Origin of the sequence: Streptomyces herbicida, assembly GCF_032656585.1 — a bacterium.
In the GTDB taxonomy this organism is placed as follows: Bacteria; Actinomycetota; Actinomycetes; order Streptomycetales; family Streptomycetaceae; genus Streptomyces; species Streptomyces herbicida.
The window spans coordinates 55,008-79,625 of the sequence record NZ_JAUYWJ010000035.1; the positions used below are offsets into that span (position 1 = coordinate 55,008).

The window sequence follows — 24,618 nt, forward strand, 5'->3', positions numbered from 1 at the left end:
AAGCGCAAGCCCCGAACCGGTCACCCGACACCGAGCCGAGCGCACACACGGCCGACACCGGTCTCCCGGTGTCGGCCGTGTGTGCGCGCGGCGCAGGGAGCCGCGGGGGGCCGGGTGGGCCTGTCGATCTGTTCCGTCTCGTCGTGGGCCGTCAGGTCGATGACCTGGCCGACGGCGCGCGACCCCTCGTCGGCGGGCTTGAACGCGGCCTCGGACTCGGCCTTGTGGAGGGCGAGCGCCTCCTGGCCCACCACGTCGGCGAGGTCCTCGTTCTGCACGGCAGCCAGCTCGGCGGACTCCTTCTGCGTACCGAAGAAGTCGAACCCGCCCGTGACCAGCGGACGCGGCATGGGCGCGGCCGGCAGCACGGCCACCGCGGTCGGCACCGTGAAGTGCCCGGCGGGCTGCTGCACGTTCTTGCCGGTCTCGGCCGGCACCGTCGTGGTGGCGGCGGCCGCGTGCTCGTGCCCGTCGGCCGCCTCGGGCTGCCCCTGTGCCTCGTCCTCCTGGGCGGCCTCCCGGACCGTCTCCCGGACGGATTCCGCCCCGGCGCCGTCACCGGCCGTCGCTTCGGTCGTCGTCGCTGCGGTCGTCGTCGCTGCGGTGGACGGCGCCTCCGCGGACGGCGCTTCCGCGGACGGCTCCTTCACCTCGTCCGCGACGCCGTCCCCTTTGGCGGCGGATCCGGCCTCGGCCGGCTCCTCGCCCTCGTCGAACCGGGACAGTGCCGCCTGGGCCCGCAGGAACAGCCGGGAACCCTCGGGCGAGAACGCCCCGGGAACCGTCGACTTCTCGTCCTCGGCCGCCCCGGCGCCCTCGGCGGCCTCAGCCGCCTCAGCGGCTTCGGTCTCCCGCTCGGCCTCCGGCGCCGGCGAAGGCGCGGGCAGCAGCGCACGGGAGGGCGCGGTCGTCTCTATCTCCAGCAGCCGGCGCCCCTCCAGGGCGCTCGCCCGCTCGGTCTCCGCCGTGGCGTACCGCCGCAGCAGCGCGGCGTGCTCGTTGCGCAGCCCGGCCAGCTCGGTCCGCTTCGCGCGCAGCCGCTGCTCCAGCTTGGTGCGCAGCTCGCGCGACTCCTCCAGGTCGGTCTCCAGCTCGGCGACACGTTCCTCGAAGCGCCACTCGTCACTTGCCCGCGCGCGCATGAGGTCGGCCACCTGCTTGCCCGCGAGGGCGTCCCAGCGGCGCATGACCGCCGCACCGACGACCGCCGTCGCCGCGGCGACGGCTGCGACGACGCGCAAAACGCCCGTATCGGAGAACAACCAGGGACCAAACGCGCAGACGAGAGAGACGCCTGCGATCGCCGACGGCGGCAACAGCCGGTGCAAAGGCGGGGAATGGCGGTGACGTCCACGTGGCATGGCCAGAAACTTACCGCGCGTAGGCGAATCGTGCCGCCCCGCCCCGTAAAAACACAGCCATACCGATGCCTTCACCCGACATCAGGAACGACACGACCGATCAGCGGGCCGCCGAATTCGGCAAGATCGCTTTCAGCGGTCGCTCAGCCGCCCGCTCAGCCACTGCAGCGTCGCCGGAATCTCGCGCCGCCAGGTGTTGAAGTTGTGCCCGCCGCTCGGGAGGATGATCGACGAGATCCCGGTCAGGTTCGTGGCCTGTACCTGATCGATGAACTTGAGCGTGTCCTTGTAGTTGTGCTCACCGATCCTGCTGCTGGTGACGAGCAGCGAAGTGGCCGGGGCGGGCAGATGCTTGAGGCACCACCACAGATCGGCACGATTGCGCAGATTCTTGTCACCCTGGAAGAGATCACCGGTCGTGGGGTCGATCGGCGCCTTGTAGTAGGGCGACAGACCCGCGGCGGCCGCGTACGACGCCGGGTGGTGCATGGCGAGCTTCAGCGCGCAGTAACCGCCGGTGGAGTCTCCGACGATCCCCCAGCTGCCCGGTTTTTTGCCCACCCGGTAGTGGTCCGTCACGGCCTCGGGCAGATCCTTGGCGAAGAACGTCTCGGTCTGCGGGCCGCCCGGAATGTCCACGCATTCCGTGTCCCGCGGCGGCGCCACCGTCGGCCGCAGCATCACCAGGATCATCGGCTGCATCCGCCCGTTCTTGGCCAGTTCCTGGGCCGTACGCGGGTAGTGCAGTTTGTCCACCAGCGCCTGCGCCGTACCGGGGTAGCCGGTGAGTATGACGGCGGCGGGGAACGTGCGCGTGCGGTACCGGGGCTGGAAGTACTCCGGCGGCAGATAGACGTACGCCGGTGTGGCGACATGGGTCGTACGTCCCACGATGTCGACCTTCTGGATCTGTCCGGTCGACTGCGGCCCCGATCCGCTCACCCCCTGCACCTGTTGCGTGCTCAGCACCTGGAGCGGGCCGCCGGGCGCGCCGTTGGCCGTGTGGTCGACCACGACGCCCTGGGCCGTCTCCCTGCCGAACAGGTCCGCCCAGCTCGCGTAGAAGCCGAAGGCCTGGTTGGCGGCGATCCCCAGGGACGAGAAGAGCGCCAGCTGGACCGCCAGCAGCAGGCCGACCCGTCCGCTGACGGACCGCCAGTTCTGCCGTGCCAGCCGTGGCCACAGCCACACCGTGCCGATGAACAGAAGTACGGCGAGCACGACCGTCAGCAGCAGCACCTTGTTGCTCGTGAGACCCATGGGCTGAACCTGCCTGCGCTTTCCGCCGGCGGCTCACCCACTCGTTCGTAGCGAGGGCTTGCCCCGGGCTTTCCTTGGCCTTTTAACCGGCTTTCCGGTGGGGAGTGAACCTCTCTCCCCAAGACACCGTCCTAGAGGGCGCAATGTCGCCGGATGCCCCGATCGGCACCGGATTCAAGGTCTCTCGCAGAACTACGGGATGCGATGTCTGTCAGGATAGATGGGGAAATGTCGGACGGGGTTCCGAGCCGATCAAGCGCGATGCGACGCATAGTCCGCGGCCCGCGCTCCGAGGCCGTCCCCGCACTGGTCGGCAGGGCGTGCGCTCTCGTGGGCGTCCTGGACATTGCCGCGGGCGTGTTCCCGCGCTTCCGTCACAGCCGTATGCACGCCATCGCCGAGGTACTGCCCGGCGCGCTCGGCCCGTTCGCCGCGGCGCTCTCGCTCAGCACCGGCGTGCTGTTGCTGCTGCTCGCGCACGGGCTCAAGCGGCGCAAACGCCGAGCGTGGCGGGCCGCGGTCGTGCTGCTGCCGGCCGGTGCGGTCGCGCAGTTCGTGTACCGGCACTCCATCGTCGGGGCGCTGATCTCGGTGGCACTGCTCCTGCCGCTGCTGCGCCACCGGAGCGAGTTCGCGGCCCTGCCGGACCCGCGCAGCAGGTGGCGCGCGCTCGCCAACTTCGTGCTCATGGGCGCCGGTTCCCTCGTCCTCGGACTGGTCATCGTCAGCGTCCACCCCCATCGCACCATCGGCGACCCGAGCGTGGCCGACCGCCTGACGCACGTCCTCTACGGCCTCTTCGGCTTCGAGGGACCGGTCGACTACCAGGGCAACACCTCCTGGACCGTTGCCTTCTCGCTGGGCGCCCTCGGCTGGATCACCGCGATCACCACCATCTACCTGGCCTTCCGGCCCGAACACCCGGCCGCACAACTGACCGAGGACGACGAGTCCCGGCTGCGCGCCCTGCTGGAGAAGCACGGCCGCCGCGACTCCCTCGGCCACTTCGCCCTGCGCCGCGACAAGGCCGTCGTGTTCTCGCCCAGCGGCAAGGCGGCGGTGACGTACCGCGTGGTCTCCGGCGTGATGCTCGCCAGCGGTGACCCCATCGGCGACGTCGAGGCCTGGCCGGGCGCCATCGAGCGCTTCATGGACGAGGCCAAGGCCCACTCCTGGACGCCCGCCGTCATGGGCTGCTCGGAGACGGGCGGCGAGGTGTGGACCCGTGAGACCGGCCTGGACGCCCTCGAACTGGGCGACGAGGCGGTGGTGGACGTCGCGGATTTCTCACTCGCCGGACGCGCGATGCGCAACGTGCGACAGATGGTCAAGCGCATCGAGCGAGCCGGCTACGAAACCCGCGTACGGCGCATCCGTGACCTGGGCGAGGCCGAACTGGAGCGCATCCGGCGCGCCGCGGAGGACTGGCGCGGCACGGACACCGAGCGCGGCTTCTCCATGGCGCTCGGCCGGATCGGCGACGCGGCCGACGGGGACTGCCTGATCGCCACCGCCCACAAGGCGGACGACGAGCCCGGCGAGTACGGCGACCTGAAGGCGATCCTGCACTTCGTGCCCTGGGGCACCGACGGCGCGTCCCTGGACCTGATGCGCCGCGACCGCTCGGCCGACCCCGGTATGAACGAGCTGCTGATCGTGGCCGCGCTCCAGGCGGCCCCGAAGTTCGGCATCACCCGTGTCTCGCTGAACTTCGCGATGTTCCGCTCGGCGCTGGCACGCGGCGAGAAGATCGGCGCGGGCCCGGTGCTGCGTGCCTGGCGCGGGCTGCTGGTGTTCCTCTCCCGCTGGTTCCAGATCGAGTCCCTCTACAAGTTCAACGCCAAGTTCCAGCCACGCTGGGAGCCGCGCTTCGTCGTCTACCGGGCCTCCGGCGACCTGCCCCGCATAGGTTTCGCGGCCATGCAGGCCGAGGGCTTCGTCGACCTCGCCCTGCCGCTGCCGCGCTTCCTGCGCCGCCGCACCCCCACCCGGCGCCCGTGCTCGCACGGCCTGGCCGAGCGGGATGTCAAAGCGGCCTGACCCGGACCGGCCCGAGCGGAACCCCCGCCCTTCCAGCCCAGGGCTTCCGCTCGGGCCGCAGGACCTGCCGCCGCGGCCCTGGGCCTACGCTGAACATATGAGCAACCAGAGCGGGCGCGGCCGAGTGACGGGCCTTCCGGCATGGGACCGCTGCGCGGTCATGGGGGTCGTGAACGTCACCCCCGACTCCTTCTCCGACGGCGGCCGCTGGTTCGACACGACCGCCGCCGTCAAACACGGGCTCGAACTGGTCGCCGAGGGCGCGGACCTGGTCGACGTCGGCGGCGAGTCCACCCGCCCCGGCGCCACCCGCGTCGACGAGGCCGAGGAGCTGCGGCGCGTCATCCCGGTCGTCCGCGGTCTCGCCTCCGAGGGCGCCGTCGTCTCCGTCGACACCGTGCGCGCCTCGGTCGCCGAACAGGCCCTCGCGGCCGGTGCCGCCCTGGTCAACGACGTCAGCGGCGGTCTCGCCGACCCCGCGATGATCCCGGTCGTCGCGGCCTCCGGCGCCCCCTTCGTGGTGATGCACTGGCGCGGCTTCCTGGAGGGCGGCAACGTCAAGGGCGTGTACGACGACGTCGTCACCGAAGTCCTCGACGAACTCCACACGCGCGTGGCGGCCGTCCTGGCCGGCGGCATCGCCCCCGACCGCATCGTCGTCGACCCCGGTCTCGGTTTCTCCAAGGAGGCCGAGCACGACCTCGCTCTGCTCGCGCACCTCGACCGCCTGGGCGCTCTGGGATATCCCCTCCTGGTCGCCGCCTCCCGCAAACGGTTCCTCGGCCGCGTCCTGGCCGGGCCGGAGGGGGCGCCCCCGCCGGCCCGGGAGCGGGACGCCGCCACGGCCGCCGTCTCCGCACTCGCGGCGCAGGCCGGGGCCTGGGCGGTACGCGTCCACGAGGTGCGCGCCACGGCTGACGCGGTACGGGTCGCACGGGCCGTGGAGGGCGCACGCGCCGTGGGCACCCGCGCAGTAGGCGGTACACAGGGCGCAGAAGGAGCCCGGTGAGCGCCCCCCACACCGACGTCGAGCAGGTCGAGCTCGCCAACACCGCCTTCTACGAGGCCATGGAGCGGGGCGACTTCGAAGAGCTGTCCTCGCTCTGGCTCGCCCCGTCCGACCTCGGCGTCGACGAGGAGTACCACGACCCGGCGGACGCGGGCGTGGTTTCCTGCGTGCACCCGGGCTGGCCCGTGCTCACGGGCCGCGGCGAGGTCCTGAGGTCGTATGCGCTGATCATGGCGAACACCGACTACATCCAGTTCTTCCTCACCGACGTCCATGTCTCCGTCACCGGCGACACCGCGCTGGTGACGTGCACCGAGAACATTCTCAGCGGCGGCCCTGCCCCCGAGCCCGGCGCGGAGCTCGGCCCGCTCGTGGGCCAGCTGGTCGTCGCCACCAACGTGTTCCGCCGCACCTCCCTCGGCTGGAAGCTCTGGTCCCACCACGCCTCTCCCGTTCTGGCCGAAAACGACGAGGCGGAGGACGACGACACACCTGCCTGAGTGGGTAGGCGGCCCACAGGGACCAAGAAGTGGTTGGAATCACGAACTCGCGGGTAAGTGGGGCTACCAACCCATGAGCCACCGGGTCCCCCAGGGGAAACACGCGATGAACCCTCTCGGCCCCGGCCGGGGCCCACGCCCCTGAGACCCGGTTCTGACAGTGCCCGCAGGTAGATTCGTCTGAGGCCGGTGTGCCGTCCGCACACGGCACGGACCGGCCGTTACCGACGATTGCAGGAGTGATTCGCGTGGATCGTGTCGCGCTGCGCGGCCTGAAGGCCCGCGGGCACCACGGTGTGTTCCCCAAGGAGCGCGAGGAGGGCCAGACCTTCATCGTGGACCTCGTCCTTGGTCTGGACACCCGGCCGGCAGCGGCCGGCGACGACCTCGCGAGGACCGTGCACTACGGCATCGTGGCCGAAGAGGTCGTGGCCGTGGTCGAGGGCGAGCCGGTGAATCTGATCGAGACGCTCGCCGAGCGCATCGCCCAGACCTGCCTGAAGCACGAAGGGGTCATGGAGGTCGAGGTCTGCGTCCACAAGCCGGACGCCCCGATCACGGTCCCCTTCGACGACGTGACCGTCACCATCACCCGGAGCCGAGTATGACCGCATCCTTCACGCAGGGTCCCAGCGACCCGACCGTACAGCCGGTACCCGCCTCCGTCGTCGAACAGGTCGACGCCGCCGACACCACTTTGAGCAACCCGAAACGGGCCGTGATCTCCCTCGGCTCCAACCTCGGCAACCGCCTGGAGACCCTCCAGGGCGCCATCGACGCCCTCGAGGACACCCCGGGCGTCCGCATCAAGGCCGTCTCCCCGGTGTACGAGACGGAGCCCTGGGGTGTGGAGCCCGGCAGCCAGCCCTCGTACTACAACGCGGTCGTGGTCCTGAAGACCACCCTCCCCCCGTCCTCCCTCCTGGAGCGGGCGCATGCCGTCGAGGAGGCCTTCAACCGCGTGCGGGACCAGCGCTGGGGCCCGCGCACCCTCGACGTCGACATCGTCGCGTACGCCGAAGTCGTCTCCGACGACCCGTATCTCACCCTCCCCCATCCGCGCGCCCATGAGCGCGCCTTCGTGCTGGCCCCCTGGCACGACGTGGACCCCGACGCGCAGCTGCCCGGCCGAGGCCCGGTCGCCGGCCTCCTCGGCACCGTCACCCGTGCCGGTGTACAGGCCCGCATGGACCTGGAACTCCACCTGCCCGAGTAGTCGTTAAGGTCAAGGGCCGAGACGGCCACACGGTCCGGCCACACATACTCCGGGGGAGCTGAAGGAACACCGTGAGAGAGCTGCGCATCAGGGTGCTGGTCGGCGTGTTCGTCGTTGCCGGAGTGCTGTCCTGGGCGGGCGCCCGCCTGTGGAACTCGGTGGGGACGCTCCCGAGCGTCCCGCTGGCCGCCCCCATCGTCCTCGCCCTGATCGCCGCGGTTCTGCTCTCCACGGCGCTCTCCCTGCGCGCCCGCCTCAAGGCTCAGCGCGAACGCCGCCCCGGCGCCAAGGGAGTCGACCCCCTGATGGCCGCCCGCGCGGTCGTCTTCGGTCAGGCCAGCGCCCTGGTCGCCGCTCTCGTCGCCGGAATGTACGGCGGTACGGGCGTCTTCCTGCTGGAGCTCCTCGACATCCCCGCCCGCCGCGACCAGGCGATCTACGCCGCCCTCTCGGTCCTGGCCGGCGTCGCCGTCATAGCGGCGGCTCTCTTCCTGGAGCGCGTCTGCAAGCTCCCGGAGGACGAGGACCACAACCACACCGGGGCCGAACCGGCGGCATGACCGCCGACGCCGTCAGCGCGCCATGATGAGGCTCATCGCCTCGTTCCGCGTCGCCGCGTCACGCAGCTGGCCGCGCACAGCCGACGTTATGGTCTTGGCACCGGGCTTGCGGATGCCCCGCATGGACATGCACATGTGCTCGCACTCGACGACGACGATCACGCCCCGCGGCTCCAGGATCTCCATCAGGGAGTCCGCGATCTGCGTGGTGAGTCGTTCCTGCACCTGAGGGCGGCGGGCATAGACGTCCACGAGCCGCGCCAGCTTGGACAATCCGGTGATCTTGCCCGTCACCGACGGGATGTAGCCGACGTGAGCGACGCCCCTGAACGGGACGAGATGGTGCTCGCACGTGCTGTAGACCTCGATGTCCTTCACGAGCACCATCTCGTCGTGCCCCAGGTCGAACGTCGTGGTCAGCACGTCCTCGGGCTGCTGCCACAGTCCCGCGAAGATCTCCTTGTAGGCCCGCGCCACCCGCGCCGGCGTCTCCCTCAGGCCCTCACGGTCCGGGTCCTCGCCGACCGCGATCAGGAGTTCGCGTACGGCGTTCTCGGCGCGCTTCTCGTCGAACTCGCCGATCGTGCCTTCGCCGTCCAGCGTCACGGGGTCGGTCATCTGGGTGCCTCGTTCCTGTTTCTCCTGCGCATGGGCATGCACAAATGCCGCGCCCCCCAAGGCTAGAACCTTGGGGGGCGCGGCATCCATTCCGGGTCTGGTGCGGCGGATGGGGCCTCACCAGCGGGCGGTCAGCTCTCCGAGCGGTCCTCCGGGGCCTGCTCCGTCACCGGGGCGGACTCCGACGCCGTGGACTTGGCGGTGCTGATCGCCGGCGTCGCGCCGTTCGCGCCGTTGGTCAGTGCCAGCTCCTTCGGCGAGAGCACCGGCGGGCGGGTGGACGGCGTGCGGCGGGAGGAGCCGGTCCACGCGGGCCGCGGCGGGCGCTTGTGGATCGGGGCGAAGATCTCGGCGATCTCCTCCTTGCCGAGCGTCTCCTTCTCCAGGAGGGCCAGGACGAGGTTGTCGAGGACGTCGCGGTTCTCGACCAGGATCTCCCAGGCCTCGTTGTGCGCGTTCTCGATGAGCTTCTTGACTTCCTCGTCCACCAGCGCGGCGACCTCTTCCGAGTAGTCGCGCTGGTGAGCCATCTCACGTCCGAGGAACGGCTCGGTGTTGTCGCCGCCGAACTTGATCGCACCCAGGCGCTCGGTCATGCCGTACTGGGTGACCATCGCGCGGGCGGTGGCAGTGGCTTTCTCGATGTCGTTCGCGGCACCCGTGGTCGGGTCGTGGAAGACGAGCTCCTCGGCCGCGCGGCCGCCCAGCATGTACGCCAGCTGGTCCAGCATCTCGTTGCGCGTCGTGGAGTACTTGTCCTCGTCCGGGAGCACCATCGTGTAGCCGAGGGCACGGCCGCGGGACAGGATCGTGATCTTGTGGACCGGGTCGGAGTTCGGCGAGGCCGCCGCGACCAGGGCGTGTCCGCCCTCGTGGTACGCGGTGATCTTCTTTTCCTTGTCCGACATGATCCGGGTCCGCTTCTGCGGGCCCGCCACGACGCGGTCGATGGCCTCGTCCAGCATCGAGTTGTCGATCAGCTTCCTGTCGCTGCGGGCGGTGAGCAGCGCGGCCTCGTTGAGGACGTTGCTCAGGTCCGCACCGGTGAAGCCCGGGGTGCGACGGGCGACCGCCGCCAGGTCGACGTCGGGCGCGACCGGCTTGCCCTTCTGGTGGACCTTGAGGATCTCCAGACGGCCCTGCAGGTCCGGCGGGTCGACCGCGATCTGGCGGTCGAAGCGGCCGGGGCGCAGGAGGGCCGGGTCCAGGATGTCGGGGCGGTTCGTCGCGGCGATGAGGATCACGCCGCCCTTGACGTCGAAGCCGTCCATCTCGACGAGCAGCTGGTTCAGGGTCTGCTCACGCTCGTCGTGACCACCGCCGAGGCCGGCGCCGCGGTGGCGGCCGACCGCGTCGATCTCGTCGACGAAGACGATCGCCGGGGCGTTCGCCTTGGCCTGCTCGAACAGGTCACGGACCCGGGAGGCACCGACACCGACGAACATCTCGACGAAGTCGGAACCGGAGATCGAATAGAAGGGGACCCCGGCCTCGCCGGCGACGGCACGCGCGAGCAGCGTCTTGCCGGTACCGGGGCGGCCGTACAGGAGCACGCCCTTGGGGATCTTGGCACCGACGGCCTGGAACTTCGCCGGCTCCTGCAGGAACTCCTTGATCTCCTGGAGCTCCTCGACGGCCTCGTCACAGCCCGCGACGTCCGAGAAGGTCGTCTTCGGGGTGTCCTTGGTGATGAGCTTCGCCTTGGACTTGCCGAAGTTCATGACCCGGGAGCCGCCGCCCTGCATCTGGTTCATCAGGAACAGGAAGACGACCACGATGAGGACGAAGGGGAGCAGGGAGAGCAGCACTCCGACGAAGGCGTTCTGCTTCGTCGGGGAGACGGTGTACCCGTCGGGGATCTGCTTGTCCTGGTACTTGGTTTGCAGCGTGCCGGCGATGGCCACGCCCTGGTCGCCGATGTAGCTCGCCTGGATCTTCGAGCTGCCCTCGACCTTCACGCCGTCCTTGAGCGTGACCTTGATGGTCTGCTCGTCACCGGTGGTGAGCTTGGCCGACTCGACCTTGTTGTCGTTGATCGCCGCCACGACCTGGCCGGTGTCCACCGTCTTGTAGCCGCCGGACGAGCCGACGACCTGCATCAACACGACCACGGCAAGGACGGCCAGCACGATCCACATGACCGGCCCACGGAAGTATCGCTTCACGTCCATCCATACGGAGCGGAGCCGCCCCGTCCCTCCTGCCATAGTGAGTTTGATAAGACAGTTCTTCTGACGGTACCCCAGCATTGTTGCGCGAAGCCGCACAGGACTGCTGCCAATCCCGTCTCTGCATGCTCCAACGGCACGAAACCCGCTGGGGTTCCCGATCGTCTTACGAGGCTGGGCCCAGTGGGGCTCAGCCGCCGTAGACGTGGGGCGCGAGCGTACCGACGAACGGGAGGTTCCGGTACTTCTCGGCGTAGTCGAGGCCGTAGCCCACGACGAACTCGTTGGGGATGTCGAAGCCGACCCACTCGACGTCGATGGCCACCTTGGCCGCGTCCGGCTTGCGCAGCAGCGTGCACACCTTGAGCGACTCCGGCTCGCGCGAGCCGAGGTTGGACAGCAGCCAGGACAGGGTCAGGCCGGAGTCGATGATGTCCTCGACGATCAGGACGTGCTTGCCCTTGATGTCGGTGTCGAGGTCCTTGAGGATTCTCACGACACCGGAGGACTGGGTGCCCGCGCCGTACGAGGACACGGCCATCCAGTCCATGGTGACGGGGGTGGACAGCGCCCGGGCGAGATCCGCCATGACCATCACCGCGCCCTTGAGCACGCCGACGATCAGCAGGTCCTTGCCCGCGTACTCCGCATCGATCTTCGCGGCCAGCTCGGCCAGCTTCGCGTCGATCTCTTCCTTGGTGATGAGCACCTGCTGAAGGTCGGCACCCATGTCTTTCGCGTCCACCCGCATCACTTTCGGTCGTCCCGGTTCACGGCCGGCCGGCCCCTCCCGAAGGGGAGACCGGGCGTCTCCCCCAGGAGAGAGATTCAGCCTTGCCGAATCACCAGTCTGCCACCCTGGCGCTGGGCGACGACTTTGCCCGGGAGATTGATGGCTCCCTGGCCGCGCCAGCCGGTGATCAGCCGGTCGACTTCCTCGATGTGCCGGGCGAACAGCGAACCGGCCGGGGCGCCCGCACGGATGGCGGCGCGGCGCAGGATGCGGCGGCGGACGGCGGGCGGCAGGGCATAGAGCTTGGCGCACTCGAGCAGGCCGGTGGCGTCGAGGACCGAGGACTCGGCCTGGCTGGCCCAGGTGTCCAGGGCGTCGGCGTCGTCGCGGGAGAGCTGGGCCGTGCGGGCGAGGGCTTCGACGACGCCCTTGCCGAGGGCCTTCTCCAGGGCCGGCAGGCCCTCGTGGCGGAGCCGGGAGCGCGTATAGGCCGGGTCGGCGTTGTGCGGGTCGTCCCACACCGGGAGCGACTGGACCATGCAGGCCTTGCGGGCGGTCTGCCGGTCGAGCTGGAGGAAGGGGCGGCGGTAACGGCCGCCGGCCCCCGAGACCGCGGCCATTCCGGACAGAGAGCGGATGCCGGAGCCGCGGGCGAGGCCGAGAAGGACGGTTTCGGCCTGGTCGTCGCGAGTGTGGCCGAGCAGGATCGCGGCGGCGCCGTGGCGTTCGGCCGCGGCGTCGAGGGCGGCGTAGCGGGCGTCGCGGGCGGCGGCTTCGGGGCCACCGTCGCGGCCCACCGTCACGGTGATGGACTCGACCGGGTCGAGGGCGAGTTCGCGCAGCCTCAGGACGACCTCGTCGGCGCGCAGGTCGGAGCCTGGCTGGAGACCGTGATCGACGGTGACGCCGCCGGCGCGGATGCCGAGCTTGGGCGCCTCGAACGCGAGGGCGGAGGCGAGTGCCATGGAGTCGGCGCCGCCGGAGCACGCCACGAGGACGAGCGGGGACCGCTCGTACGCGCCGCCCGGGGAGTCGGCGGCGGAGATGCGGGGGCTGTTGTCGGTGAGGATGTCGTGAAGGACGCGGCGGACCGCCAGGCGTATCGCCGCGACCGCAGGATGGGGACCCATGTCCGGTTCCCTTCATGAAGTTTTCGGGGGTGAGCCCGAGGCCGGTCACTCAGAGTGTGTAGATGGTGACAGAAACGGGCGGTTCCCCGAGCATTGCACGCCTACCCATCCCTCACGGTCCCTCGGACGGGTGATTGGAGGGGCGTTCGCCTGCCGTCGGCCGGATTCCGTTCACGACGTGCCCCATGCGCCTCACGGCTCCGGCCTGCGGTGCACCCGTGCGACCCAGTCCGCCGGTTTGGCGATCTCCGCCTTGGTCGGCAGGGTGTTCGGGGAAGTCCACACGCGGTTGAAGCCGTCCATGCCGACCTGTTCGACGACGGCCCGTACGAAGCGTTCGCCGTCCCGGTACTGCCTGAGTTTGGCATCCAGGCCCAGCAGCTTGCGCAGGGTCATGTCCAGGCGGGAGGCACCCTTGGCGCGCCGCTGCTGGAACTTCTCACGGATCTCCGAGACGGTCGGTACGACTTCCGGACCGACCCCGTCCATCACGAAGTCGGCGTGGCCCTCCAGGAGGGACATCACGGCGGTGAGGCGGCCGAGGATCTCGCGCTGGGCCGGGGTCTGCACGAGCTCCACGAAGGACCGGCCGCCGTCGTCCTCCTCGGCCTCGGGGCGGCCGCCGGCAAGCGACTGGGCGGCCTCTCGGATGCGTTCGAGGACCGTCATCGGGTCGACGTCGGTCTCCGCCAAGAAAGACTGGATTTCACCCTCGAGGTGATCGCGCAGCCACGGCACCGCGGTGAACTGGGTGCGGTGCGTCTCCTCGTGCAGGCACACCCACAGGCGGAAGTCGTGGGGCTGTACGTCGAGTTCGCGCTCCACGTGGACGATGTTCGGCGCGACCAGCAGCAGCCGGCCGCCGCCGTTCTCGCCCGCCGGGAGCTCTCGGCCGGCCGGGGCGAAGGTCTCGTACTGGCCGAGGACTCGGGAGGACAGGAAGGAGAGCAGCATGCCGAGTTCGACGCCGGTCACCTTGCCGCCGACGGCGCCGAGGACCGCGCCGCCGGGGGTGCCGCCGCGTCGCTCCTGCATCTTGTCGAGCAGCGGCTTGAGGATCTCCCGGAACCCGGCGACGTTCGCCCGCACCCAGCCGGGGCGGTCGACGACGAGTACGGGGGTGTCGTGGGTGTGCTCGGTGCCCATGCGGGTGAAGCCCCGCACGTGCTGCTCCGAGGCCTTGGCGTGCCGGCGCAGCTCCGCGACGACGGCCCTGGCCTCGTCACGGCTCACCTCGGGTCCCGGCCGCACGAGCCGGGTCGCGGTCGCCACCGCGAGATTCCAGTCGACCATCTCCGTGCCACCGATGCTCGTCATGCGTCAACCGTACGTGAGCGTTCCCACTTGGGGCAGGCTGTGACGGGGTCGGCGATGTACGGGTTGATCGCGAGGCACTTGCGTCGGCAGGGCGGACCGCTCTCGGCACGACGCCGGAAGGGCCGACCGCGCCCACCCGTCCCGCCCCGCGCAACGACTGACCACGGCGGTGAGGGACGGTCGGTGCGGGCGCGCCGCGACGGCAGAAAAGGGTGGCCACAGGGCGCTGCCAGGCAGCAGGGGCAGGCGGTGCGGCTGCGCCGCGGCGGTGGACGGCAGGCAATGCGGGCACGCCACCGCGACATACGGCGACCGACAGCCGACGCGACCACGCCACCACAGGCGGCGGACAGCAGGTGATGCGATCGCGCATCGGCGGCACGCAGTTACGGCCGGCCGTGGGCCACAGCGGGCGCCACCGCCGAAAGAAGCGGACGGCAGGTGAGCGGGCGCGCCACCCCGGCAAGGGGCAAGCGGCACCGAGCGCGAGCGCGCCACTGCGGCAATCGGCGGACGGCAGCCGGTGCCACCGCGGCGCTGCGGCAAGCCGTGGCCGGAGGCAACACGACCCCCGGCCCCGCCCCCCGCCCCCGCGTCCCCCTAGCCGCAGCCGCACGCCGCCAACGCGGTAGCCGTTTTGTCCAGCGCTGCCTGGGCGTCCAGAGGGCTCGTCGTGTTCGTGGCCAGGAAGGCGAAGGCCAAGAGGTGGCCGTCCTGGTCGACCACCGTGCCTGCCAGGGTGTTGACGCCGGTCAGGGTGCCCGTCTTGGCTCGGACGAGGCCCGCCGCGCCGTCCGTGTAGCGGGCGCTGAGGGTCCCGGTGAAGCCCGCCACCGGGAGGCCCGTGAGGACCGGGCGGAGGTCGGGGTGGGCCGGCGAGCCCGCCTTGACGAGGAGGGCCGTCAGCAGGTCCGCCGTCAGTCTGTCGTCACGGTTCAGGCCGCTCCCGTCGTGGAACGAGGCGCCGGACATGGGCAGCCCCAGCTTCTTCAGCCGGGCGCCGATCGCGGCCGCCCCGCCCTCGAAGCTCGCCCGTTCGCCGCTCGCGAGGGCCGTCTGGCGGGCCAGGGCCTCGGCGATGTCGTTGTCGCTGTTGGTCAGCATGCGTTCGACCAGGGCGGAGAGCGGGGGCGAGGAGACCGTGGCGAGGGTGGTGGAGCGCCCGGTGGCCTTGGAGGGGCCCGGTGCCGTCGTCTTGAGGCCGGCGTCCTCGAGGAAGCCGGCGAACTTGCGGGCCGCGTCCGCCGCCGGGTCGGCGACCCGGGTCACCGGGCCACTGGCCGAGTCGTCGGTGCGGCCCTCGTCGGCCATCAGGGCGCTGACGGGAGCGAGGTTGTCGTTGACGCCGATGGGGTGGACCGAGGGGCCCGTGTACAGGGTGGTGTCGTAGGACAGGGTGATCTTCCGGACTCCGCGCTTCTCCAGGGCGGCAGCGGTGTCGGCGGCCAGCGTGCGCAGGCTCGCCCAGCCGTCCGCCTTCTCGTGCGCCGTGAGCGTCGGGTCGCCGCCGCCGACCAGGACGAGCTCCTTGGTGTCCGGCTCAAGGGCGGCCCGGGTGGTGAAGCGGTGCTCGGCGCCGAGCGCGGAGAGGGCGGCGACGGCGGTGGCGATCTTCGTGGTGGAGGCAGGGGTGAGGGCCTGGTCGGCGCCGGAGCCGTACAGGCGCTTGCCGCTGGCCACGTCGACCACCGCCGCGGTGTGGGCGCTGCCGAGCTCCGGAACGTCCAGGAGCGGCGCCAGGACCTCCGCGAGGGGCTTTTCGGACGGCGGGGCCTTCTTGGTGTTCACGGTGCCCGTGGCGCCGCCCAGGCCGGTCAGGACGGATGCGGCACTGGGGGCGGGCCGGGGTGCTTCGGCCGTCGTATCGGAGTTACGACCGTGATCTGTGCCACCTGCCCGCTCCTGTGCGGCGGCCCGCTCCCGCTCGGCCGTACGCTGACCGTTGGCGTCCCAGGGGCCGGCGGTGGTCACCACACCGACGGCCAGTGCCAGCCCGGCGGTGGCGGCGCCCGCGGTGTACTGCCAGGTCTTCAGGGTCCGCGGACGCGCAGGCCGCACGAGCGCCACGAGACGTGGCCCGGCGGCCCGAGTGCCCTGCGCGACCCGTGCCAGACGCGGTCGTACGGCACCCGCGACCCGCACCACATGCGGTCTCGCGGCGCGCCAAGGCCTCAGTTCTGGCACAAGGACCAGCCCCTTTCGCGATCACACACCTGCGTGAGGGACACTTAACCACCAGAACTATGTGCTGATCATGGAGGAGCCACCGGTGGAGTTCGACGTCACGATCGAGATCCCGAAGGGTTCGCGGAACAAGTACGAGGTGGACCACGAGACCGGTCGGATCCGCCTGGACCGTCGTCTCTTCACCTCGACCGCCTACCCGACCGACTACGGCTTCGTCGAGAACACCCTCGGCGAGGACGGCGACCCGCTGGACGCGCTGGTCATCCTGGACGAGCCGACCTTCCCGGGCTGCCTGATCAAGTGCCGGGCGATCGGCATGTTCCGCATGACGGACGAGGCGGGCGGCGACGACAAGCTGCTGTGCGTTCCGGCCACCGACCCGCGTGTGGAGCACCTGCGCGACATCCACCACGTGTCGGAGTTCGACCGTCTGGAGATCCAGCACTTCTTCGAGGTCTACAAGGACCTGGAGCCCGGCAAGTCGGTCGAGGGCGCCAACTGGGTGGGCCGCACGGACGCCGAGGTGGAGATCGAGCGGTCGTACAAGCGCTTCAAGGAGCAGGGCGGTCACTGAGACCCCACTGCTGTAAACGGGCCGCACGCGCACGCGTGCGGCCCGTTCGCATCTCTGTGCGCATACTGAGCCTGTAGGAGTGTCGTACAGGGAGTGCTGCTTCAGTGACGGACGCGGAGGACCGCAAGCCGCAGTCGGACGAGGCGAGGAGTGCTTACGACCCCGAGATCACGTCCGAGTTCGCCGTTCCGGAGGGGCTGGAGGTCCCCAAGGCCGTCGGTGAGTCCGAGACGACCTCGGAGTTCGTTCTGCCCGAAGGCCTGGATGTCCCGCAGCCGCCGGGCGCCGAGCCGGAGGGCTCGGCGTTCAGTCCGCCGAGCACCTACGACGCCAGACAGGCCCCGCCCGTCTTCACCCCGGCGACGGGCCTCCCCGCCGTCAGCCTGACCAAGGACGCGCCCTGGCAGGACCGGATGCGCGCGATGCTGCGCATGCCGGTGGCGGAGCGCCCGGCGCCGGAGCCGGTGCAGAAGGCGGAGGAGGGCGGTCCGGCCGTCCCGCGCGTGCTCGACCTGACCCTGCGTATCGGCGAGCTGCTGCTGGCGGGCGGCGAGAACGCCGAGGACGTGGAGGCGGCGATGTTCGCCGTCTGCCGGGCGTACGCACTGGACCGCTGCGAGCCGACCGTCACCTTCACGCTGCTGTCGATCTCGTACCAGCCGTCCCTGGTGGACGACCCGGTGACGGCGTCCCGGACGGTGCGCCGCCGGGGCACCGACTACACGCGTCTGGCGGCCGTCTTCCGGCTCGTGGACGACCTCACCGACCCGGAGACCCATGTCTCCCTCGAGGAGGCCTACCGCCGGCTCGCCGAGATCCGCCGCAACCGCCACCCGTACCCCGGCTGGGCGCTGACCGTGGCGAGCGGGCTGCTGGCCGGCGCGGCCTCCGTACTGGTCGGCGGTGACCTGATCGTGTTCGTCGCGGCCATGCTGGGCGCGATGCTCGGCGACCGGCTGGCGTGGCTGTGCGCGGGACGCGGGCTGCCGGAGTTCTACCAGTTCACGGTGGCCGCGATGCCGCCCGCGATGATCGGTGTGGCCTTCGCGCTGGCGCACGTCGACGTGAAGGCGTCCGCCGTCGTCACCGGTGGACTGTTCGCGCTGCTGCCGGGGCGGGCGCTGGTGGCGGGCGTGCAGGACGGTCTGACCGGCTTCTACATCACCGCGGCCGCCCGGCTGCTGGAGGTCATGTACTTCTTCGTCGGCATCGTCATCGGGGTGCTGGTCATCCTGTACTTCGGCGTGAAGGTGGGCGGCACCCTCAACCCGGACGCGGCGCTGAACATCGCCGAGCGGCCGCTGCTGCAGATCGCCGCGTCCATGCTGCTGTCGCTGACCTTCGCGGTGCTGCTCCAGCAGGAACGATCCACCGTGCTGGCGGTGACCCTCAACGGAGGCGTCGCCTGGTCGGTGTACGGCGCGATGCACTTCGCCGGCGGCATCTCGCCGGTGGCCTCCACGGCCGTGGCGGCGGGCCTGGTCGGACTGTTCGGGCAGCTGCTGTCGCGGTACCGGTTCGCGTCCGCGCTGCCCTACACGACCGCGGCGATCGGACCGTTGCTGCCGGGTTCGGCGACCTACTTCGGGCTGCTGTCGATGGCCCAGAACGAGGTCGACAAGGGGCTCGTGTCGCTGGCCAAGGCCGCGTCACTGGCCATGGCCATCGCCATCGGGGTGAACCTGGGGGCGGAGATCTCGCGGCTGTTCCTACGGGTCGGCTCCGCCGGGAAGCGCAGGGCCGCCAAGCGGACCAGGGGTTTCTGAGCCGAGCGCCTCCCCGCGCCGCTCACTGGGCGCTGTGGTTGCCCTGCCCCCGGTTGTAGTCGTACGGGTACTGCTGCTGGTCGTAGTACTGGTGGTCGTAGCCCTGGTGCTGCTGGCCGTACTCCTGACTGCCGTAGCCCTGGTTGTCGTAGCCCTGGTTGTCGTAGCCCTGGTTCGAGCCGTAAGGCTGGTTCGAGCCGTAAGGCTGGTTCGCGCCGTACGGCTGCTGCTGCGGCTGGTCGTACGTCGGCTCGACGCGGCGCAGCCGGGTCGTGGCGTCGTCCATGACCGGGGCCTGGGGCTGCTGCTGGAAGGGCTGATGCCCGGCCTGGGCCTCGGCGGGCGGGTTCTTCCTGTTCTTGGAGCGGGCCCGGAGGAACTCGATGGCGATCGGGACCACCGAGATCAGGACGATCAGGATGAGGATCGCTTCGATGTTCTTCTTGACGAAGTCGATGTTGCCGAGCCACGAGCCGAGCAGGGTGACGCCCGCGCCCCACAGGACGCCACCGATCACGTTGAAGACCAGGAACGAGCGGTACTTCATGCCGCTGACGCCGGCGATGATCGGCGTGAACGTCCGCACGATGGGCACGAAGCGGGCCAGGACCAGGGACTTCGGGCCGTACTTCTCGAAGAACTCGTGCGCCTTGGTGACGTTCTCCTGCTTGAAGAGACGGGAGTCCGGGCGGTTGAAGAGCGACGGGCCGACCTTCTTGCCGAACATGTAGCCCGCCTGGTCACCGAGGATCGCGGCGGCGCAGATGAGGGCGATCGCGGCCCACAGCGGGAAGTCCAGCTGGTGGGAGGTGATCAGCAGACCGCAGGTGAACAGCAGCGAGTCACCCGGCAGGAAGAACCCGATGAGCAGGCCCGACTCGGCGAACACGATCAGGAGCAGGCCCCAGATGCTGTACGTGTCGAGCAGGTAGTTGGGGTCCAGCCAGCTCGGGCCGAGGGCGAGCGTCGTCACGGTTCCGGGCTCCTGAGGGTGAAGGCGGTACGGCGGCGTAGCGGCTTCGTGCCGCCGTACAAAGCTATCAACGCAATGTGTCCGCCCCAGGTTCCACCGGTGTCTCCGGGATGCACTGTGCGGGCACTGGGACAAAGCTGTGAGCCATGGGAATCGACGAATACGGCGGCGGCCAGGGGCCCCGGCCCGATGTGCTGGTGGTGACCACCAACGACGTGCCCGGACACCGGGTGCAGGAGGTCATCGGCGAGGTCTTCGGGCTGACCGTGCGGTCCCGGCACATCGGCAGCCAGATCGGCGCGGGCCTGAAGTCGATGATCGGCGGTGAGCTCAAGGGGCTGACGAAGACTCTCGTGCAGACCCGCAACCAGGCCATGGAGCGGCTGGTGGAGCAGGCACGCGCGCGTGGCGCCAACGCGGTGCTCGCGTTCCGCTTCGACGTGACCGATGCGGCGGACGTGGGCACGGAGGTGTGCGCCTACGGGACCGCCGTGGTCCTGGCCCGGGAGTAGGCCACCCGGGCCAGGGGGTCAGGCCGCGTACCGCGCCGCGTTCGCCGTGATCGCCTCCTTGAGGTGCTCGGCGAGGCCCGGCCGCATGGAGTCGTAGTACGCCTTGAAGCGCTCGTCGGACACGTACATCCCGCCGAGACACTGGTGGAGCTCGTACGAGCACTCGTAGAACCACCGGCAGATGTGCCGGCGGTGTTCCTCGGCCAGGTCCATGGCGGCCTCGCCGGTCGGCGGCTCGCCGGTGGCCATCAGGGCGCAGTACCGCTCGCCCCAGGAGGCCACCTCGGCCTGCATGCGCTTCCAGTCGTCCTTGGTGTAGCGGGCGGTGCGGCGCTGTGACTCGGCGTACTCCGCGGTGTTGCCCCAGCGCTGTTCCACCTCCTCGGCGTACTGCTCGGGATCCTTGTCGCCGAAGACCTCGAACTTCTCCTCGGGCGTGAGGTTGATGCCCATCGTGCGTGCCTCCATGGCGTGCTCCACGGCCGCGGCCATCTTCTGCAGCTTCTCGATCCGGGCGGTCAGCAGCTCGTGCTGGCGGCGCAGGTGTGCGCGCGGGTCCGCGTCGGGGTCGTCGAGCAGGACCGCGACCTCCTCGAGCGGGAAGCCGAGCTCCCGGTAGAACAGGATCTGCTGGAGCCGGTCGAGGTCGGCGTCGCTGTAGCGCCGGTGGCCCGCGTGGCTGCGCTCGCTCGGGGCGAGCAGGCCGATCTCGTCGTAGTGGTGCAGGGTGCGCACCGTGACCCCGGCGAATCCGGCGACCTGTCCCACGGAGTAGCTCACATCCGCTCCTTCTCTCGGTACGCGCTCCACGGTGGGCCCTCACGCGACGTGAGGTGCAAGCCCGTTCCGCGAGCGTGCCCCGGCTGCCCCCCTCCGAGTGTTACGCCCGTTTCATCCGCTTATGGTGGCCCCGTGGCCCAGGACTCCGCGCAACAGGCGCCCAGCACCGTCCCCTCGACGCCCGCGCGCGCCCTGCTCCCGTTGATCCTGCCCGCTCTCGCCATCGGCGTGATCTCCAGCCTGCTCTACGTCGGGGTGAGCGTGGCGGCCGAGCAGCTCATGGGCGTGCTGTGGCAGAACCTGCCCAATGCCCTGGGAATCGGCGGCTACTCCACGCTGTGGATCTTCATCATGCTCACCGCGACCGGGATCGCGGTCGGGCTGGTGGTGTGGAAGGTGCCCGGGCACGCGGGACCCGACCCGGCCACCGTGGGGCTGAACGCGCCCACGCTGCCGCCCTACGCGCTGCCGGGCCTGCTCCTTGCGGCCGCCCTGATGCTCGCGGGCGGCCCGAGCCTCGGCCCGGAGAACCCGATCATCGCGGTGAACGTCGGCCTTGCGGTGTGGCTGGGCCGCCGGTTCCTCCCCCGGCTGCCGGGCGGGCTGTGGGGGGTGCTGGCGGAGGCGGCGACGATCGGCGCGCTGTTCGGCACGCCGGTGGCGGCGGCCCTGGTCATCTCGGAGGCGCTGGCCGTACAGCAGACCAGGGGGCTGTTGTGGGACAACCTCTTCGCTTCCCTGGCCGCGGGCGCGGCCGGTGCCATCACGACCGACCTGCTCCACCACGCGTCCTTCAACCTCCACCTGCCCCCGATCGACCAGCCCGACGCGGGCGACGTGCTGTCGGCGATCGTCGTCGCGTCGGCCGGGGCGCTGCTCGGCCTGTGCGCCGTACGTGCCTTCCCGTACCTCCATGCGGCCTTCCAGCGGCTACGGCACCCGATGCTGATGCTTCCGGTGGGCGGGCTCGTCCTGGGGGCCCTGGGGGCCCTCGGCGGCCCCTTGACGCTCTTCAAGGGCCTGGACCAGATGACGGAGCTGGCGCACAACCCCGAGGGCTGGTCGGCCGGGCAGTTCGCCACGATGACGGTGGTGAAGCTGGCCGCCATGACGGTCGCCGCGACCTGTGGCTTCCGCGGCGGCCGGATCTTCCCCTCCGTGTTCGTGGGCACCGCCATGGGGCTCTGCGCCCACGCCCTGGTGCCCGCGGTCTCGCCCGCCGTGGGCGTGGCGGCGGGCGTGCTGGGCATGCTCCTGGCCGTCACCCGGCAGGGCTGGCTGAGCCTGTTCACCGCCGCGGTTCTGGTCGCCTCGCCGACGATCACCTCCCTGCTGTGCATCGCCTCGTTGCCGGCCTGGCTGCTGGTGACGGGGCGGCCGCAGATGCAGCTGCGGCCGGACGGGACGCCGGTGCGCTGACCGGCCGGACGCTCCACCCGCCTCCTCTCCTCACCTTCCCCTCTCTAGGAGACACGACCATGGCACTGCACAAGGGTCCGGAGAAGCACGAACAGCGGACCGTGTCCATCAACCCGTTCTACGGCGAAGCCAATCCGGTCGTCGGCATGACCGAGGCCCCGCCGACGCACCGGCTCCCGGACACCCCCCTGGCGCCGACCACGGCGTATCAGCTGGTGCACGACGAGCTGATGCTGGACGGCAACTCCCGGCTCAACCTGGCCACGTTCGTCACCACCTGGATGGAGCCGCAGGCCGGGATCCTGATGGCGGAGTGCCGGGACAAGAACATGATCGACAAGGACGAGTACCCCCGCACGGCCGAGCTGGAGCGGCGCTGCGTGGCGATGCTCGCCGACCTGTGGAACGCGCCCGATCCGGCGGCCGCGGTGGGCTGTTCGACGACCGGCTCCAGCGAGGCGTGCATGCTCGCCGGAATGGCGCTCAAGCGGCGCTGGGCGCAGCGCAACGCCGACCGCTACCCGGCACACGACGTGCGGCCGAACCTCGTCATGGGGGTCAACGTCCAGGTCTGCTGGGAGAAGTTCTGCAACTTCTGGGAGGTGGAGGCCCGCCTGGTCCCCATGGAGGGCGACCGCTACCACCTCGACCCGCAGGCCGCGGCCGAGCTGTGCGACGAGAACACCATCGGGGTCGTCGGCATCCTCGGCTCGACGTTCGACGGGTCCTACGAGCCGATCGCGGGCCTGTGCTCCGCCCTGGACGCCCTCCAGGAGCGCACCGGCCTGGATGTCCCGGTGCATGTGGACGGCGCGTCCGGCGGGATGATCGCCCCCTTCCTGGACGAGGACCTGGTGTGGGACTTCCGTCTCCCGCGCGTGACCTCGATCAACACCTCGGGGCACAAGTACGGGCTGGTCTACCCGGGCGTCGGCTGGGCGCTGTGGCGGGACAAGACGGCGCTGCCCGAGGAACTCGTCTTCCGGGTCAACTACCTGGGCGGCGACATGCCGACCTTCGCGCTGAACTTCTCGCGTCCCGGCGCCCAGGTGGTCGCGCAGTACTACACGTTCCTGCGGCTGGGCCGGGCCGGCTACCGGGCCGTGCAGCAGACCACGCGGGACGTGGCGAGCGGGCTCGCCGAGAAGATCGAGGCGCTCGGCGACTTCCGGCTGCTGACCCGGGGCGACCAGCTGCCGGTGTTCGCCTTCACCACCGCACCCGACGTGACGTCCTACGACGTCTTCGACGTCTCCCGGCGGCTGCGCGAGAGCGGCTGGCTGGTGCCCGCGTACACCTTCCCGCCCAACCGGGAGGACCTGTCCGTCCTGCGGGTGGTGTGCCGCAACGGCTTCTCCCTCGACCTCGCCGACCTGTTCCTGGACGACCTGGGCCGACTCCTGCCGGAGCTGCGCCGGCAGCCGCATCCCATGACCCGCGACAAGACAGCGGCCACCGGCTTCCACCACTGACGCCGGCTGGGTCCTGTCGTCCGTCTCCCGTCGTCCGCCCGAAGGACGAGCCCTGCGGCGTCATGGGGTCCCCTACCCGAAGAGCTCGGGGGCGTGCATGGCGTCGCGGGGCTGACGGGAGTTCGACGACAGGGCCTAGTGGCTCAGGCGTGCGAACCGTCGTACCGCCAACGGGAAGAACACCGCGAGCAGGGCCAGTGGCCAGGCGATCGCCGCCCAGGTGTGCCCCGGTTCCGCGCCGGGGGTGCCGAGCAGGTGCCGTACGGCCGTGGCCGTCTGGGACAGCGGGTTCCACTGGACGGCCGTGCCCAGCCAGTCGGGCATGGCGCCGGGGGTGGCGAAGGCGTTGGAGAGGAAGCCGACCGGCCAGACCAGGATCTGCACGGCCTGGACCAGTTCCGGCTTCCCGGCGATCAGGGCCAGGTGGATACCGATCCACAGCATCGCGAAGCGGAACAGGAGGAGCAGGCCGAAGGCGCCCAGGAAGGCCCCCGCACCGCCGTGCGCGCGCCAGCCCAGCGCATACGCCGTGCCGGTCATCACCGCGAGCGCGAGCGCCGACTGGAGCATGTCGGCGGCCGAACGGCCCACCAGCACCGCCCCGTTGGCCATGGGCAGGGAACGGAAGCGGTCGATGACGCCCTTGTCCAGGTCCCGGGTGACCGCGAGCATCGTGCCCTCCAGGCCGAAGGCCATGGTGAGCGCGAGCATGCCGGGGACCAGGTAGTCGACGTAGTGACCCGGCACGCCCCGGCCGCCGCCGATCAGATAACCGAACATCAGCAGCAGCATCACCGGGAAGGCCACGGCGACGAGCACCTGCCCCGGCTGCCGTGCCCAGTGGGCGAGTTCACGGCGGGTCATGGTCCAGGAGTCGGTCACGGCGTGGGCGTAGCTGCTCATTAGAGGACCATCCCTTCTGCAGCCCTCACGAGTAGGGTTGTGACCTCTCGGTCCCGGTGGGTGCATGGCCATGGGTGCGAGCCGCTTGACGGCCTGCATGAGTTCCGCCAGCCCCGCCGG

General features: G+C 70.5%; 22 protein-coding genes. 11 read left to right on the forward strand and 11 right to left on the reverse strand.

Annotated features, from left to right (window positions below):
- Positions 1-20 precede the first annotated feature (20 nt).
- Entirely contained in the window at positions 21-1,361 is a 1,341-nt protein-coding gene (locus Q8A52_RS44360; RefSeq protein WP_316763315.1) for a hypothetical protein, read from the reverse strand.
- Positions 1,362-1,493: 132 nt separating this feature from the next.
- The gene (locus Q8A52_RS44365) at positions 1,494-2,621 is read right to left on the reverse strand and encodes an alpha/beta hydrolase (protein WP_316763319.1); all 1,128 of its coding nucleotides are present in this window, start codon (positions 2,619-2,621) and stop codon (positions 1,494-1,496) included.
- A gap of 228 nt (positions 2,622-2,849) precedes the next feature.
- Here Q8A52_RS44365 and Q8A52_RS44370 point away from each other — a divergent pair, with 228 nt between their 5' ends.
- The 6 genes from Q8A52_RS44370 (at position 2,850) to Q8A52_RS44395 (ending at position 7,946) form a co-directional block, all read left to right on the forward strand.
- Positions 2,850-4,661: a phosphatidylglycerol lysyltransferase domain-containing protein gene (locus Q8A52_RS44370; RefSeq protein WP_316763322.1), complete on the forward strand. Its 1,812-nt coding sequence runs from the start codon at positions 2,850-2,852 to the stop codon at positions 4,659-4,661.
- A gap of 97 nt (positions 4,662-4,758) precedes the next feature.
- Positions 4,759-5,670 carry a dihydropteroate synthase gene (gene folP / locus Q8A52_RS44375; protein ID WP_316763325.1) on the forward strand — a complete coding sequence of 304 codons (912 nt, stop codon included), beginning with the start codon at positions 4,759-4,761 and terminating at the stop codon, positions 5,668-5,670.
- A complete protein-coding gene (locus tag Q8A52_RS44380; protein ID WP_316763327.1) occupies positions 5,667-6,170 on the forward strand; it encodes a nuclear transport factor 2 family protein in 504 nt (167 codons plus the stop codon). The genes folP and Q8A52_RS44380 overlap by 4 nt, the downstream gene beginning before the upstream one ends.
- 248 nt (positions 6,171-6,418) lie before the next feature.
- A complete protein-coding gene (gene folB, locus Q8A52_RS44385) occupies positions 6,419-6,778 on the forward strand; it encodes a dihydroneopterin aldolase (RefSeq protein ID WP_316763329.1) in 360 nt (119 codons plus the stop codon).
- Positions 6,775-7,386 carry a 2-amino-4-hydroxy-6-hydroxymethyldihydropteridine diphosphokinase gene (folK, locus tag Q8A52_RS44390; RefSeq protein ID WP_316763332.1) on the forward strand — a complete coding sequence of 204 codons (612 nt, stop codon included), beginning with the start codon at positions 6,775-6,777 and terminating at the stop codon, positions 7,384-7,386. The genes folB and folK overlap by 4 nt, the downstream gene beginning before the upstream one ends.
- A 71-nt stretch (positions 7,387-7,457) precedes the next feature.
- Complete coding sequence (locus Q8A52_RS44395) at positions 7,458-7,946, forward strand: DUF3180 domain-containing protein (protein ID WP_316763335.1); 489 nt, start codon at positions 7,458-7,460, stop codon at positions 7,944-7,946.
- Positions 7,947-7,958: 12 nt separating this feature from the next.
- Here the strand turns inward: Q8A52_RS44395 and folE are convergent, their stop codons facing one another.
- From folE to dacB, 6 genes are all read right to left on the reverse strand, one after another.
- Positions 7,959-8,564 carry a GTP cyclohydrolase I FolE gene (gene folE, locus Q8A52_RS44400; protein WP_316763338.1) on the reverse strand — a complete coding sequence of 202 codons (606 nt, stop codon included), beginning with the start codon at positions 8,562-8,564 and terminating at the stop codon, positions 7,959-7,961.
- Positions 8,565-8,695: 131 nt separating this feature from the next.
- The gene (gene ftsH, locus Q8A52_RS44405; RefSeq protein WP_316763341.1) at positions 8,696-10,735 is read right to left on the reverse strand and encodes an ATP-dependent zinc metalloprotease FtsH; all 2,040 of its coding nucleotides are present in this window, start codon (positions 10,733-10,735) and stop codon (positions 8,696-8,698) included.
- A gap of 187 nt (positions 10,736-10,922) precedes the next feature.
- Positions 10,923-11,483, reverse strand: coding sequence for a hypoxanthine phosphoribosyltransferase (gene hpt / locus Q8A52_RS44410; protein WP_015658790.1), 561 nt, complete (start codon positions 11,481-11,483; stop codon positions 10,923-10,925).
- 77 nt (positions 11,484-11,560) lie between these two features.
- The gene (tilS, locus tag Q8A52_RS44415; RefSeq protein WP_316763347.1) at positions 11,561-12,595 is read right to left on the reverse strand and encodes a tRNA lysidine(34) synthetase TilS; all 1,035 of its coding nucleotides are present in this window, start codon (positions 12,593-12,595) and stop codon (positions 11,561-11,563) included.
- A 192-nt stretch (positions 12,596-12,787) separates the two neighbouring features.
- Positions 12,788-13,912 carry a zinc-dependent metalloprotease gene (locus tag Q8A52_RS44420; RefSeq protein WP_316763349.1) on the reverse strand — a complete coding sequence of 375 codons (1,125 nt, stop codon included), beginning with the start codon at positions 13,910-13,912 and terminating at the stop codon, positions 12,788-12,790.
- 600 nt (positions 13,913-14,512) lie between these two features.
- Entirely contained in the window at positions 14,513-16,096 is a 1,584-nt protein-coding gene (gene dacB / locus Q8A52_RS44425) for a D-alanyl-D-alanine carboxypeptidase/D-alanyl-D-alanine endopeptidase (protein WP_408649360.1), read from the reverse strand.
- Between the two features lie 85 nt (positions 16,097-16,181).
- Between dacB and Q8A52_RS44430 the strand changes: the two genes are divergently transcribed.
- Both Q8A52_RS44430 and Q8A52_RS44435 read left to right on the forward strand, forming a co-directional pair.
- Entirely contained in the window at positions 16,182-16,673 is a 492-nt protein-coding gene (locus tag Q8A52_RS44430) for an inorganic diphosphatase (RefSeq protein WP_046730908.1), read from the forward strand.
- A 104-nt stretch (positions 16,674-16,777) separates the two neighbouring features.
- A complete protein-coding gene (locus Q8A52_RS44435) occupies positions 16,778-18,439 on the forward strand; it encodes a threonine/serine exporter family protein (protein WP_316763357.1) in 1,662 nt (553 codons plus the stop codon).
- A 22-nt stretch (positions 18,440-18,461) separates the two neighbouring features.
- Here the strand turns inward: Q8A52_RS44435 and Q8A52_RS44440 are convergent, their stop codons facing one another.
- Complete coding sequence (locus tag Q8A52_RS44440) at positions 18,462-19,412, reverse strand: DedA family protein (RefSeq protein WP_316763360.1); 951 nt, start codon at positions 19,410-19,412, stop codon at positions 18,462-18,464.
- Positions 19,413-19,558: 146 nt separating this feature from the next.
- On the opposite strand from Q8A52_RS44440, the gene Q8A52_RS44445 reads away from it, so the two are divergent.
- A complete protein-coding gene (locus tag Q8A52_RS44445; protein WP_316763362.1) occupies positions 19,559-19,924 on the forward strand; it encodes a YbjQ family protein in 366 nt (121 codons plus the stop codon).
- Positions 19,925-19,942: 18 nt separating this feature from the next.
- Here the strand turns inward: Q8A52_RS44445 and Q8A52_RS44450 are convergent, their stop codons facing one another.
- Complete coding sequence (locus tag Q8A52_RS44450) at positions 19,943-20,704, reverse strand: MerR family transcriptional regulator (RefSeq protein ID WP_316763365.1); 762 nt, start codon at positions 20,702-20,704, stop codon at positions 19,943-19,945.
- Positions 20,705-20,836: 132 nt separating this feature from the next.
- On the opposite strand from Q8A52_RS44450, the gene Q8A52_RS44455 reads away from it, so the two are divergent.
- Both Q8A52_RS44455 and Q8A52_RS44460 read left to right on the forward strand, forming a co-directional pair.
- Positions 20,837-22,123, forward strand: a complete 1,287-nt coding sequence (locus Q8A52_RS44455; protein WP_316763366.1) for an ion channel protein — start codon at positions 20,837-20,839, stop codon at positions 22,121-22,123.
- Positions 22,124-22,182: 59 nt separating this feature from the next.
- Positions 22,183-23,595 (forward strand): glutamate decarboxylase, encoded by a 1,413-nt coding sequence (locus Q8A52_RS44460; RefSeq protein WP_316763368.1) that lies wholly within the window; start codon positions 22,183-22,185, stop codon positions 23,593-23,595.
- Between the two features lie 135 nt (positions 23,596-23,730).
- Here the strand turns inward: Q8A52_RS44460 and Q8A52_RS44465 are convergent, their stop codons facing one another.
- The gene (locus Q8A52_RS44465; RefSeq protein WP_316763370.1) at positions 23,731-24,498 is read right to left on the reverse strand and encodes an ABC transporter permease; all 768 of its coding nucleotides are present in this window, start codon (positions 24,496-24,498) and stop codon (positions 23,731-23,733) included.
- Positions 24,499-24,618 lie beyond the last annotated feature (120 nt).

Excerpts from the sequence above, each read along its gene's own strand:
- Q8A52_RS44420 (WP_316763349.1), bottom strand. The coding sequence starts at position 13,912 with ATGACGAGCATCGGTGGCACGGAGATGGTCGACTGGAATCTCGCGGTG.
- folE (WP_316763338.1), bottom strand. The coding sequence starts at position 8,564 with ATGACCGACCCCGTGACGCTGGACGGCGAAGGCACGATCGGCGAGTTC.
- folK (WP_316763332.1), top strand. The coding sequence starts at position 6,775 with ATGACCGCATCCTTCACGCAGGGTCCCAGCGACCCGACCGTACAGCCG.
- Q8A52_RS44445 (WP_316763362.1), top strand. The coding sequence starts at position 19,559 with ATGGGAATCGACGAATACGGCGGCGGCCAGGGGCCCCGGCCCGATGTG.
- tilS (WP_316763347.1), bottom strand. The coding sequence starts at position 12,595 with ATGGGTCCCCATCCTGCGGTCGCGGCGATACGCCTGGCGGTCCGCCGC.
- Q8A52_RS44360 (WP_316763315.1), bottom strand. The coding sequence starts at position 1,361 with ATGCCACGTGGACGTCACCGCCATTCCCCGCCTTTGCACCGGCTGTTG.
- Q8A52_RS44370 (WP_316763322.1), top strand. The coding sequence starts at position 2,850 with ATGTCGGACGGGGTTCCGAGCCGATCAAGCGCGATGCGACGCATAGTC.
- Q8A52_RS44465 (WP_316763370.1), bottom strand. The coding sequence starts at position 24,498 with ATGAGCAGCTACGCCCACGCCGTGACCGACTCCTGGACCATGACCCGC.
- Q8A52_RS44460 (WP_316763368.1), top strand. The coding sequence starts at position 22,183 with ATGGCACTGCACAAGGGTCCGGAGAAGCACGAACAGCGGACCGTGTCC.
- Q8A52_RS44365 (WP_316763319.1), bottom strand. The coding sequence starts at position 2,621 with ATGGGTCTCACGAGCAACAAGGTGCTGCTGCTGACGGTCGTGCTCGCC.
- hpt (WP_015658790.1), bottom strand. The coding sequence starts at position 11,483 with ATGCGGGTGGACGCGAAAGACATGGGTGCCGACCTTCAGCAGGTGCTC.
- folP (WP_316763325.1), top strand. The coding sequence starts at position 4,759 with ATGAGCAACCAGAGCGGGCGCGGCCGAGTGACGGGCCTTCCGGCATGG.
- ftsH (WP_316763341.1), bottom strand. The coding sequence starts at position 10,735 with ATGGACGTGAAGCGATACTTCCGTGGGCCGGTCATGTGGATCGTGCTG.